Raw genomic sequence first — 12,048 nt, forward strand, 5'->3', positions numbered from 1 at the left:
CATTCATGACTTCTTTCAAAGCAAAAAGAATCATCCTAAAAATGCTCAGTTTACTGTCAGTAATTAGAGGATATAATATTCTTGTCCTAATTATTGCCCAATATTTAGCATCAATTTTTATTTTTTCGCCAGAAAAGTCATTGCAATTTGTACTTTTTGATCTTCACTTACATTTTATCATTCTTGCTACAGTTTGTGTTGTTGCATCAGGATATATTATCAATAATTTTTACGATGTAAAAGTAGATCGCATCAACAGACCTTTAAAAACAGGATTGGACACTTTTGTAAAACAAAGCACCCGTTTGCAATTGTATTTCTTTTTGAATTTTCTCGGATTTTTATTTGGTTTTTTAGTTTCATGGAGAGCAGGTTTATTTTTTGCAATCTATATTTTTGGAATTTGGTTTTATTCGCACAAACTTAAAAAATATCCACTAATGGGTTTGGTTTCGGCTACAATGCTAACAATTTTACCTTTTTTTGCGATTTTTGTGTACTATAAAAACTTCTCAAAAGTCATTTTTGTTCACGCTATTTTTTTGTTTTTGGTAATTATGGTTCGTGAATTGATCAAAGATTTAGAAAATATAAAAGGAGCAATTGCCAACAATTATAGAACTTTTTCGGTAGTTCATGGAGAGATAAAGACCAAAAAACTATCTATTTTATTATTGATATCGAGCTTTTTTCCAATTGCAATTTTGTTTAGACTTCCAGAATTGAGTTTAATGCGCTATTATTTTTATGGTGCATTAGCTACACTTTTTTTTGTGGCTGTTTATTTATGGAAATCAAAAACAACAAAACAATATCAATTTTTACATAATATTTTAAAATTATTACTCTTAATTGGTGTTTTAAGTTTGATTTTTATTGACACCTCTCTTTTATTAGAAAAAGTTATTGATAGATTGAATTAGAGGGCTTTATTTAATTACTTTTGCAAAAATTTTATTAATGGAACCAAAAAAAAACTCGTCGCGAAGACGACAAGAGCCGAAAAAAAGTACGCCTTTAAACAGAAAACCTGTTAAAAAAGAATTCAAAAAAATAAAACCAACCACAGAAGCTGACGAATCTTTAGGAATTCGTTTAAATAAGTACATTGCCAATTCTGGAGTATGTTCGAGAAGAGAAGCAGATACTTTTATACAACAAGGCAGTGTTCAAGTAAATGGCAAATTAGTTACAGAAATGGGCTATAAAGTTTTGCCAACGGATGTTGTACAGTTTGATGGAACAGGAATTAATCCTGAGCAAAAAAGATATATTTTGCTAAACAAACCTAAAAATTACATCACAACTATGGAAGATGATCGTAGCAGAAAAACGGTCATGGAATTGGTTGCGAATGCTACAAAAGAGCGCATTTATCCTGTTGGAAGATTGGATAGAAACACCACAGGATTATTGTTGTTCACTAACGATGGTGATTTAGCTAAAAAATTAACACATCCAAAACACAATGTAAGGAAGTTATACCATGCTTCTTTAGATAGAAAATTAGATGCAAAAGATTTAGAAAAATTAAAAGGAGAGGTAATTATTGAAGGTAAAAAGGTTTTTATTGATGCTGTATCATATATAGAAGGAGAGCCGAAAACAGAGGTTGGTATCGAAATTCACTCTGGAAGAAATCGAATTGTTCGTAAAATATTTGAACATATTGGTTATAAAGTGACCAAATTAGACAGAGTCGTTTTTGCTCAATTGACCAAGAAAAATTTACCAAGAGGAAGATGGAGAGAGCTTACACAATTAGAAATCAGTAACCTGAAAATGTTGAAATAAGTTTTTAAGTCCAAGCAGTTTGCTTGGATTTTTTGTTTGAATAAATAATGATAGGCCAAAAAACAAAAATCAAATATTTCAAAAACAAAAAACCCTAAAAACATTTTGTTTTTAGGGTTTTTAAGTGGTATCTCCAGCCCCGAAACTTCGGGGGAACCAGATTCTCAATTCATTTTTGATAAAATTTCAGATAAAATTTTAGGAGTTTCAATGATCTTTAAAATAAAACTTCTACTCTTCATTTTTTTTATAAATTTTTCAATAAACAATGCTTCGTTTTTATTGTTACATTCAAAAATTACTTTTACTTCCCAGTCATTTGCAATTTTAGTAAATGCGCCTTTCATAGAATGTAGGTTATGTATTTCAAGTCTTTTATTAACATCTTTAGATTCGCCAATATAAAATTTATCAGCTGATTTTGAATAAAGTATGTATAAGAAATGATTTTCCATTTATTGCTTTCTATGCTGTTTTATGTCTTTATAATGCCATTATTAATTATATTTCAAAAACAAAAAACCTTGAAAACATTACGTTTTCAAGGTTTTTAAGTGGTATCTCCAGGAATCGAACCAGGGACACAAGGATTTTCAGTCCTTTGCTCTACCAACTGAGCTAAGATACCTTTATTAGCGGATGCAAATATAAAATGTTTTTTTATATCTGCTAATTAAATTTTAAAAAAAATCTATTGTATTTTTGGTCTTTCTTTAAAATTAAGAATGAATCTAGCCATTGATGTAGGAAATTCTAGGGTAAAAGCAGCTGTCTTTTTAGATGATAAATTGATAGAACTCTTTGTATTTCAATCCACTAAAATTATTTCAGAAATTAAAAATATCAAAAATAAGTTTGATATTAGCGATGCAATTATTTCAAATGTTGCTGCAATTTCTGATGTCAAATTTTTAAAAATTCAACATATTGTTCCCATAACCAAGGTTTCTTCCACAATTCATACTCCATTCTTTAATAAATATAAAACGCCAAATACGCTTGGTGCAGATAGAATTGCTTTGGTTGCTGCTGCAGTTAAAAATTTTCCACAACAAAATGTTTTAGTTATTGATGCAGGAACTTGCATAACTTTTGATTTTGTTGATGAAAATGCCAACTATTTTGGAGGCGCTATTTCCCCAGGAATTGAAATGAGATTCAAATCTCTTCATTTTTATACCAGTAAATTACCACTTTTAGAGAAATCAACACTCGATAATTTTATAGGTCAAAATACTCAAGAGAGCATAAATTCTGGCGTAGTTAATGGAGTTATTCAAGAAATTGATGGGGTAATTGAACAATACAAAAGAAAATATCAGCATTTAACAATAGTTTTAACAGGAGGTGACACAAATTTCTTGTCTAAACAATTAAAAAGTAGCATATTTGCCAATCAAAATTTCCTCCTAGAAGGATTGAACGAACTATTGATTTTTAACAAAAACAAATGATTAGAAATATTCTAATACCTTTTTTCATTTTTATCTCAGCTACCACTCTTTTGGCACAAAGAACAAACTCCTCACCATATTCTTATTTTGGAATTGGCGATAAGTTTTCTAATGCTACTGTTGAGCAAAGTTCAATGGGTGGAATTGGTGTTGCTTTTAGCAATTATGGCTTCTTAAATTTTACGAATCCAGCTGCTTATGCAGACATCAGATTTGCAACTTATTCTTTTGGATTATTAAATAACGATCTTACCGTTAAAAGTGCAACAACCTCTCAGAGTAGTACTTCAACAAGTTTGTCTTATATAGCTTTGGGAATTCCAATTGGTTCAAAAGCAGGTTTCTCTGTAGGTATGCAACCAGTTTCATCAATAGGATATTCTCTTTCCACATCAATTTTTGATGCAAATGATAGGTTAATGCAATTGAGTATTTTCGAAGGAAATGGTGGTGTAAATCGTTTGTATGGAAGTTTTGGTATAAAAATCAACAAAAATCTATCTTTAGGAATTGAGGGTGATTTTAATTTTGGAAATATCGAAAACGGAATTTCAGATTTAAGAGCTGATGTTTTTCTATCAACAAAATACAATGAAGTAAGTAGAGTTACAGGAGGTTCTTTAAAATTAGGAGTACAATATCATAAAGAACTTGAAAACAAATTAGTGATTAGCACAGGTGCTACTGTTAAACTTGCAAATAGTTTGACTGTTACTGGTGATGATTACCTGTATTCTTTAACATTTTCTCCGACTGGAAATGAAATTCCAAGAGACACAATCTCTTCAAATAAAATTTCGGGAAGTTTTAATTTACCCATAAAAACGAATTTTGGAGTAGGTATTGGAAAATTTGACAATTGGTACGCAGGTATTGAATATGAAAGTCAAGATGCATTAACCACCAATGGATTACTAACTGGTGGAACAAACAGTGCATACAATTACGGAAAATCTAGCAGACTTTCTCTTGGTGGATTTTTTATTCCAAAAATAAATTCTATTTCAAGTTACTGGGATAGAGTTACTTATAGAGCTGGATTGCGATATGAGAAGACAGGTTTATCTGTTGATGGCTCAGGTTTAAACACGAATTTTACACCTATTGATGATTTTGGCATATCTTTTGGTTTAGGATTACCATTAAAAAGATTATCAACCATAAACATGGGATTTGAATTTGGTAAAAGAGGCACACTTGAAAATGATTTAATCGAAGAAAATTATTTTAATTTTAGAGTAAGCTTATCATTAACAGACATGAACTGGTTCATAAAAAGAAAGATTGATTAACAAACACTAATAAAAATGAAAAATTTTACATTACTTATAGCTGCAACAATGCTTTTTACAGTTGTAAAAACGAATGCTCAGGAAGATTTAACCCAAGAATGTACCATTAAATACAATCTATTTAAAGGAGATTTCAATTCGAAAAAATATGATGATGCTTATGCGAATTGGACATTTCTAATTGATAAATGTCCAGATTTATCTGTAAACATCTATAAATTTGGTTCTACTTTAGCTGAAGACGTTAAAAAAGATCCTGCATTAGCTAAAAAAGTGTACGAGCAAAGATTACAATATTATCCAAATGATAATCCTGCAAAAGTTCACAGTGATTATGCTGACTATTTGGCAAAAAATAATTTATCATCAGATCAAGAGATTTTTGATATTTTACAAAAAGCTTACAAAATCTCTCCAAAAGATATGAGTGTAAAAAATATTTATAAATATTTTCAAGGAGTTACAGACAAGTTTAAAGATTCTGATCCAAAAAGAGTATTTGATACTTATGATGATGTAATTGAATCGATAGGAGAAAAGTTAGATGACTACACATCAAAAATTAATGAGCTTACAAAAGATTCAACTAAAGTTTTAGATGAAAGACAAAAAAAATTACTGTATGCTTATCAAGTTAATTCAGGAGCTTTAGGACAAATTGAAGGTGGTTTAGATGATATGATTTCAACAATTGCAACTTGCGAAAGATTGATTCCTTTATATACAAGAGATTTTGAAACTTATAAGACAGATGCTACATGGTTAAGAAGAGCAGTTTCAAGAATGTTTAATAAAGGTTGTCAAGAAGATCCTTTATTCGAAACATTAGCGAAAGCCTATGCAGAAGCAACTCCAACTCCAGATTCATATACATTTTATGCCGGAATTTTAGATAAAAATGGTGATGCTGCTGGTGCAAATGCCATGAGAAAAAAGGCGTTTGATTTAGAAACGGATCCTTTGAAAAAAGCAAAATATAAATTGAATGCTGCTGAACAAGCAAAATCTAGAGGTCAACTTGCCAATGCAAGAGCTTTAGCAAGAGAAGCATTAAATTACAATCCAAATTACGGAAAAGCATATTTATTAATTGGAAGATTGTATCAATCGAGTGTTAATGAATGTGGAAGTAATGAATTTGAAAAAAGAATGGTGTATGCAGCCGCTTTAAGACAAGCTCAAAAAGCAGCAGCTGTAGATCCAAGTATTGGTTCATCTGCAGCAAGATATATTGCAAGTTACAAAGCGAACTTGCCAGATAAGAAAACAATCTTTACTTATGGTGCAAAAGAAGGCGACTTATACTCAATCAAATGTTGGATTGGGGAAACTGTAACAATTACTTCAAGTGGAAAATAATGAACCGTTTGAAAGACTTTTTAAAAAAAAGCATTGCTGTAACTTTTTGTTCAGTAATGCTTTTTTCTTGTAATAACAATACTCAAAAAGTTAGAGATTTTTTGGCAGATAAAAATTTACCTGTCGGAATTGCTAGATATGCTAACCATATTTACAAAGATTCAGGAAGAATCACATCTAAATTAAGTACGCCAAAGATGCTTGATTTTAGCAATCGAAATGAACATCCATATAATGAGTTTCCTGATGGCATAAAAATCATTAACTTTGAAAAAAATACAATCGATTCTGTAACGATTATTGGAAATTATGCAATTACATACGCCAAAACATCAATTTCAGAAATTCGAGGAAAAGTGTTAGTTGTCAACCATACAGATAAATCAATCTTAAAAACAGAGCAGCTTTTTTGGGATGAGAAAACCAAGTATTTTGTATCAGAAAAAGCATTCATGTTGATAAAGGAAAATGATACTATTTATGGAATTGGTTTTGAATCAAAAGACGATTTAAGCGAACATTTGGCAAAAAAAACAACAGGAAGATTAGAATCAACAGAAGAATAAATTATGAACAAACTCTGGAAAATTATTCAATTTGGATATATCATTGCAGCAATCATTTTAGTTATTGAGAGTATCATATCATGGAATTCAGATAGGTCAAAAGCATATTTTTATATCGTTTTTGCAATTTTATTTGTCATCCTATTCTATTTCAAAAGTCACTTTAGAAAGAAAATTGAGGCTCGAAATCAACAAAATAAGTAGTATTTTGTTACTTATGGAAGTTGAAATTATCATTATTCTTGCTTCAATTTTATTGTCAGCCTTTTTTTCAGGAATGGAAATTGCCTTTGTTTCTGCAAACAAATTGCACATTGAGCTCGAAAAAAAGAGAGAAGGGTTTATTCCTAAAATTTTAAAAAAAATCACCCATAAATCATCTAAATTTATTACTACAATGTTGGTTGGCAACAACATTTCATTAGTAATTTACAGTTATTATATGGGTAGAGTATTAGTGCAGTTACTACCCTTACAGCAGTATAATGAATTTACAAATTTGTTAATTCAAACGGTTATTTCTACGATAATAATTTTGATTACAGCTGAGTTTTTACCCAAAGCAATTTTTAGAATTTATGCTAATGACGTTCTTAAAATATTTGCAATTCCAGCTTTTTTCTTCTATTATTTATTTCATTTTTTCTCCTCATTTATCACCGCAATTTCTGATTTTTTTCTAAGGATTATTTTTAAAGTAAAGGCAGATGAACAACAAACAGAATTTAGCAAAGAAGAATTAGGAAACTATATCAACGAACAACTAGAAACCGGAAATGACGATGATATTATGGATTCTGAAATTCAAATTTTTCAGAATGCGTTGATTTTTCAGAATGTAAAAGCTCGAGAAGTGATGGTTCCAAGAACCGAAATTGTTGCTTTAGAAATGCATGATAAAGTAGCAAATTTAAAAAATTTATTTATAGAAACAGGATTGTCTAAAATTCTAATTTACCAAAATTCTATGGATGATATTGTGGGTTATGTAAATGCATTTGAGTTGTTTAAAAAACCAAAAACCATCAAATCTGTCATTTTACCTTTAGAAATTGTCCCAGAATCTATGATGATTAATGATATCTTGAACACCCTAATTAAAAAAAGAAAAAGTGTTGCTGTTGTTGTTGATGAATATGGTGGAACTTCAGGAATGATTACAGTTGAAGATATAGTAGAGGAGCTTTTTGGTGAAATTGAAGATGAACATGATGTTCAAGAATACATAGAAGAAAAAATTAGCGATACCGAATTTAAATTCTCTGCACGAATTGAAGTAGATTATTTGAATGAAGAATATGATTTAGAAATTCCAAAATCTGAAGCTTATGAGACACTTGGTGGTTTTATCATAGAACATACAGAAAACATACCTAGTGAAAATGATAAAATTTTAATCAAAGGTTTTGAAATCACTGTGCTTAAAATGAGAGGCGCAAAAATTGAAGAAGTATATCTTAGAATTTTAGAAATTGACTAAAAACCTTCAAAACTCTCTAAAATTAGCAATTAATTACCCTATTTTATATCAAAAATCGGTTGCAATATTCAACTCAAAAATCGTATATTCGCCAACTGAAATTAAATCAATGACGCATGGCAGTTTTATCAAAAATTAGAGAACGTTCAATGTTCTTAATCATTATTATTGGATTAGCACTTTTTGCATTTGTATTGGATCCATCAACTTTAGGAGATTTTTTCAATTCAAGTAAAATGAATGAAGTTGGTGAAGTAAATGGAGAATCTATCACAACTCAAGAGTTTATTCAAGAAGTTGAAAAATACAAGCAACAAGTTGGCGCAAATGTTCCTGAAATGCAGGCAGTTAATGCTGTTTGGGAAAACATCATCAGAAAAAAAATCTATCAAAATCAACTTGCTGAAGCAGGAATCACAATTGGTGAAGCTGATGTTTGGAACGAGTTAGTAAGTGCACCTTTTGTACAAAACAATCCAGATTATCAAAATGAAGCTGGCTTATTTGATGAGCAAAAATTCAAACAATTTTTAGCAGACACAAAAGAAAACAACAAAGATTTATGGGCGCAATGGTCTGCTTACATGAATCAAGTAAAAGAAAATTTATCTACCACAACTTACAATAATTTAATTACAGCTGGTTTAAGAGCTTCTTTAAAAGAAGGAGAAAACGAATACATGTATGAGAATAAAAAGTTATCAGCTGAGTATGTTTATGTGCCATTTACATCAATTTCAGATAGTTTAGTGAAAATTAAAAAATCTGAAGTTGAGGCCTACATTAAAGATCATGAAGCTGATTTTAAAGTAGATGCTTCTGTAGATATCTCTTATGTAACATTTGATATTACTCCAACTGCTGCAGATGAAAATGCATTAAAAGCAGATGTTGCTTCTTTAATTGAAGATTTTAAATTAGCTACAAATGATGCAATTTTCTTATCTGAAAATGAATCAGATACAAGTTTAAATGATGTTTTTCAATTTAAAAATCAAGTAAATGCTCAAGTTTCTGAAAGTATTTTTTCAGGAGCTAAAGGTGATGTTTTTGGACCTTATAATGACAATGGATATTTAAAAATTTCTAAAATTACTGAAATTGCTCAAATGCCAGATTCTGTAAAAGCAAGTCATATTTTAATTCCATTTTTAGGTTCACAAAGAGCATCTGCGGATGTTACAAGAACTGAAGAAGATGCTAAGAAGTTTGCTGATAGTCTTTTAACAGTAATTAAATCTAAAAAAGCTACTTTTGAAACTTTAGCAAAAGAACATTCATCAGACAAATCAAATGCTGATAAAGGTGGAGATTTAGATTGGTTTAATTACAATACAATGACTCCTGAGTTTAGAGATTATACATTTAAAGGAAAAACAGGAGATTTAGGTGTTGTTAAAACTCCATTTGGATTTCATATCATTAAAATTGATCAACAAAAGAACAATCAAAATGTTGTAAAACTGGCAACTTTAAGTAGAAAAATTGTTCCTTCTGAAGCTACAGAAAATGAAGTTTTTAGAAATGCAGAAGAATTTTCGTTAGCTTTATCAAATAACAAAAAGTTTGATGATGTTGCAAAACAAAAAAATTATACCGCAAAACCAGCTGTAGGTATTAAAGCATTAGACGAAAACGTTCCTGGTTTGGGAATGCAAAGACAAATTGTAAGTTGGGCTTTCAATAAAGATACTAAGGTTGGAGATTTTAAACGTTTTGATTTAGAAGTAAAACACGTTGTTGTTACATTAACAGCTACTCAAGAAAAAGGGTTGATGTCTGCTGACAAAGCAATCAATACTGTGAGACCAATTTTGGTAAATGAGAAAAAAGCTGCAATGCTAGCTGATAAATTGCAAGGTTCAAATCTGCAAGATATTGCTAAAAAGAACAATACAAATGTGCGTTCAGCTGAGGGAGTTACCTTAAAAAGCCCTACACTTTCTGGAGTTGGAGTTGAGCCTAAAATTGTAGGAGCAATGTACAATGCGAAAGAAAATAAAATTTACAATTCAGTGGTAGGTGATAGAGGAGTTTATACTTTTAAAGTAACCAAAAAGGAGAATCCTGTAGCTTTGCCAAATTACGAAATTAATAGAAGTAGAATAGCCGATACTAGAAAAAATTCAACCTATAAAATGTATGAAGCTATCAAAAAAGCTTCAAATATTGAAGATAATAGAGCAGCTATTTACTCAGGGAACTAAGTAAAAACATATCCCAAAAAAAAATCCGTTCAAATTCAATTTGAACGGATTTTTTTGTTTTGAACAGTTTGTTTTAACCATTCATAGAAATTAAAAACTCTTCGTTATTTCTAGATAATTTAATTCTGTCGTTGATAAATTCCATGGCTTCAATAGGATTCATATCAGATAGATACTTACGTAAAACCCACATTCTCTGTAGTGTTTTATCATCTAATAATAAATCATCACGTCGTGTAGAAGACTTGATCAAATCAATAGCTGGATAAATTCTTCTATTCGAAATATTTCTATCCAATTGCAACTCCATATTTCCAGTTCCTTTAAATTCCTCGAAAATTACTTCGTCCATTTTTGAACCAGTTTCGGTAAGTGCAGTTGCAATGATGGTTAATGATCCACCACCTTCTATATTTCTAGCAGCTCCAAAAAAGCGTTTTGGTTTGTGCAACGCATTTGCATCAATACCACCAGAAAGTATTTTTCCTGATGCAGGTGCAACTGTATTATAAGCTCTTGCCAAACGTGTAATTGAATCTAGTAAAATCACAACATCATGACCACATTCTACCAATCTTTTTGCTTTTTCTAAAACAATATTTGCAACACGTACATGTTTTTCAGCTGGCTCATCAAAGGTTGATGCTACTACTTCACCACGAACACTACGTTGCATATCTGTCACCTCTTCAGGTCGTTCGTCAATCAATAAAACAATTTGATATACTTCAGGATGATTGGATGCAATGGCATTTGCAACATCTTTCAATAACATAGTTTTACCGGTTTTTGGTTGCGCTACTATCATACCACGTTGACCTTTTCCAATAGGTGAAAACAAATCAATAATTCTTGTTGATAGTGAACTTCCTTTTTGTGCTAAATTGAATTTTTCTTGAGGAAATAAAGGTGTTAAATGCTCAAAAGAAACTCGATCTCTAACGATATTCGGATTTAATCCATTGATTTTAGAAACTCTAATTAAAGGGAAATATTTTTCACCTTCTTTTGGAGGCCTTACAATTCCTTTTACAGTATCACCTGTTTTTAATCCAAATAATTTAATTTGAGATTGCGAAACATAAATATCATCAGGAGATGATAAATAGTTGTAATCAGATGAACGTAAAAAACCATAACCATCAGGCATCATTTCTAAAACACCTTCACTTTCTATAATTCCATCAAATTCAAAATCTGGATCTCTGTATCTATTTCCATTTTTTTGACCTTTTTGGGCATTATTTTTTTGGTTATTTGGATTGTTTTCTTTGGCTTTATTTTTATGATTTGGGTTATTCCCATTCTGTTGGTTTGGGTTTTGCTGATTTCCATTTTGTTGGTTGGAATTCTGTTGAGCAACATTTTGCTGATTTCCATTCTGTTGGTTTGGATTTTGTTGCACAGCATTTTGTTGATTCCCGTTTTTTTGATTTGGATTTTGTTGATTTCCGCCTTTTTGATGTTTTTTAGGTTGATTAGTAAGAGGCTTTTTATCAACATTATTTTCGGAAGTTAATTCTTTTTCTGGAGCTTTTTTAGCAACTTCTAAATCATTTTTTGTTACTTCTTTAACAACATCAACCTTTGAATCTTCGGTCACTAAAGTATCTTTAACAACCTCTTTTTCTGTAGATTTTACAAGTCTTTTACGCTTTGTTTTATCTGCTTTTGGTGATTCTTTGGTAGGTTCTTTGGTAGGTGTAGTTGGATTTGCAGCTTGAATATCTAAAATTTGATATACCAAATCTAATTTTTTTAATTGGCTAATTTTTGGAATGCCAATAGCTTTAGCAATCACTTGCAAGTCAGCAAGCGTTTTTTCTTTTAGTTCAGAAATTTCGAACATGTATGTGGTTTATTAAGTTTAATTCTTAAGATAATAAGGTAATTATA

Annotated in this window: 11 protein-coding genes and 1 tRNA gene; 9 read left to right on the forward strand and 3 right to left on the reverse strand. The window is 30.4% G+C overall.

Going from position 1 to position 12,048, the window contains the following annotated elements:
- The first annotated feature begins 5 nt into the window (after positions 1 to 5).
- Both WHA43_RS11240 and WHA43_RS11245 read left to right on the forward strand, forming a co-directional pair.
- A complete protein-coding gene (locus WHA43_RS11240) occupies positions 6 to 923 on the forward strand; it encodes a geranylgeranylglycerol-phosphate geranylgeranyltransferase (protein WP_105047133.1) in 918 nt (305 codons plus the stop codon).
- A gap of 37 nt (positions 924 to 960) precedes the next feature.
- Positions 961 to 1,794 (forward strand): pseudouridine synthase, encoded by an 834-nt coding sequence (locus tag WHA43_RS11245; protein ID WP_105047134.1) that lies wholly within the window; start codon positions 961 to 963, stop codon positions 1,792 to 1,794.
- Between the two features lie 164 nt (positions 1,795 to 1,958).
- Here the strand turns inward: WHA43_RS11245 and WHA43_RS11250 are convergent, their stop codons facing one another.
- A complete protein-coding gene (locus WHA43_RS11250; protein WP_105047135.1) occupies positions 1,959 to 2,249 on the reverse strand; it encodes a GIY-YIG nuclease family protein in 291 nt (96 codons plus the stop codon).
- A gap of 100 nt (positions 2,250 to 2,349) precedes the next feature.
- Positions 2,350 to 2,422 (reverse strand) — tRNA-Phe (locus WHA43_RS11255).
- Between the two features lie 97 nt (positions 2,423 to 2,519).
- Here WHA43_RS11255 and WHA43_RS11260 point away from each other — a divergent pair.
- The 7 genes from WHA43_RS11260 to WHA43_RS11290 all read left to right on the forward strand — a co-directional run bounded on the left by WHA43_RS11260 (position 2,520) and on the right by WHA43_RS11290 (position 10,152).
- A complete protein-coding gene (locus WHA43_RS11260; protein WP_105047136.1) occupies positions 2,520 to 3,248 on the forward strand; it encodes a type III pantothenate kinase in 729 nt (242 codons plus the stop codon).
- Positions 3,245 to 4,540 carry a hypothetical protein gene (locus tag WHA43_RS11265; RefSeq protein WP_105047137.1) on the forward strand — a complete coding sequence of 432 codons (1,296 nt, stop codon included), beginning with the start codon at positions 3,245 to 3,247 and terminating at the stop codon, positions 4,538 to 4,540. Before WHA43_RS11260 ends, WHA43_RS11265 begins: the two co-directional genes overlap by 4 nt.
- A gap of 15 nt (positions 4,541 to 4,555) precedes the next feature.
- Positions 4,556 to 5,899: a tetratricopeptide repeat protein gene (locus WHA43_RS11270; protein ID WP_105047138.1), complete on the forward strand. Its 1,344-nt coding sequence runs from the start codon at positions 4,556 to 4,558 to the stop codon at positions 5,897 to 5,899.
- Positions 5,899 to 6,465: an LPS export ABC transporter periplasmic protein LptC gene (gene lptC / locus WHA43_RS11275; RefSeq protein ID WP_105047139.1), complete on the forward strand. Its 567-nt coding sequence runs from the start codon at positions 5,899 to 5,901 to the stop codon at positions 6,463 to 6,465. The genes WHA43_RS11270 and lptC overlap by 1 nt, the downstream gene beginning before the upstream one ends.
- A 3-nt stretch (positions 6,466 to 6,468) precedes the next feature.
- A complete protein-coding gene (locus WHA43_RS11280) occupies positions 6,469 to 6,669 on the forward strand; it encodes a hypothetical protein (protein ID WP_105047140.1) in 201 nt (66 codons plus the stop codon).
- Positions 6,670 to 6,682: 13 nt separating this feature from the next.
- Entirely contained in the window at positions 6,683 to 7,945 is a 1,263-nt protein-coding gene (locus WHA43_RS11285; RefSeq protein ID WP_105047141.1) for a hemolysin family protein, read from the forward strand.
- Between the two features lie 116 nt (positions 7,946 to 8,061).
- Positions 8,062 to 10,152, forward strand: coding sequence for a peptidylprolyl isomerase (locus WHA43_RS11290; protein ID WP_105047142.1), 2,091 nt, complete (start codon positions 8,062 to 8,064; stop codon positions 10,150 to 10,152).
- Positions 10,153 to 10,225: 73 nt separating this feature from the next.
- Here WHA43_RS11290 and rho read toward each other — a convergent pair whose 3' ends face one another.
- Positions 10,226 to 12,001: a transcription termination factor Rho gene (rho, locus tag WHA43_RS11295; protein WP_105047143.1), complete on the reverse strand. Its 1,776-nt coding sequence runs from the start codon at positions 11,999 to 12,001 to the stop codon at positions 10,226 to 10,228.
- Positions 12,002 to 12,048 lie beyond the last annotated feature (47 nt).

This window comes from Polaribacter gangjinensis (assembly GCF_038024125.1).
Classification (GTDB): Bacteria; Bacteroidota; Bacteroidia; order Flavobacteriales; family Flavobacteriaceae; genus Polaribacter; species Polaribacter gangjinensis.

Excerpts from the sequence above, each read along its gene's own strand:
- WHA43_RS11260 (WP_105047136.1), top strand. The coding sequence starts at position 2,520 with ATGAATCTAGCCATTGATGTAGGAAATTCTAGGGTAAAAGCAGCTGTC.
- WHA43_RS11250 (WP_105047135.1), bottom strand. The coding sequence starts at position 2,249 with ATGGAAAATCATTTCTTATACATACTTTATTCAAAATCAGCTGATAAA.
- WHA43_RS11270 (WP_105047138.1), top strand. The coding sequence starts at position 4,556 with ATGAAAAATTTTACATTACTTATAGCTGCAACAATGCTTTTTACAGTT.
- rho (WP_105047143.1), bottom strand. The coding sequence starts at position 12,001 with ATGTTCGAAATTTCTGAACTAAAAGAAAAAACGCTTGCTGACTTGCAA.
- lptC (WP_105047139.1), top strand. The coding sequence starts at position 5,899 with ATGAACCGTTTGAAAGACTTTTTAAAAAAAAGCATTGCTGTAACTTTT.
- WHA43_RS11245 (WP_105047134.1), top strand. The coding sequence starts at position 961 with ATGGAACCAAAAAAAAACTCGTCGCGAAGACGACAAGAGCCGAAAAAA.
- WHA43_RS11240 (WP_105047133.1), top strand. The coding sequence starts at position 6 with ATGACTTCTTTCAAAGCAAAAAGAATCATCCTAAAAATGCTCAGTTTA.
- WHA43_RS11280 (WP_105047140.1), top strand. The coding sequence starts at position 6,469 with ATGAACAAACTCTGGAAAATTATTCAATTTGGATATATCATTGCAGCA.
- WHA43_RS11285 (WP_105047141.1), top strand. The coding sequence starts at position 6,683 with ATGGAAGTTGAAATTATCATTATTCTTGCTTCAATTTTATTGTCAGCC.
- WHA43_RS11265 (WP_105047137.1), top strand. The coding sequence starts at position 3,245 with ATGATTAGAAATATTCTAATACCTTTTTTCATTTTTATCTCAGCTACC.
- WHA43_RS11290 (WP_105047142.1), top strand. The coding sequence starts at position 8,062 with ATGGCAGTTTTATCAAAAATTAGAGAACGTTCAATGTTCTTAATCATT.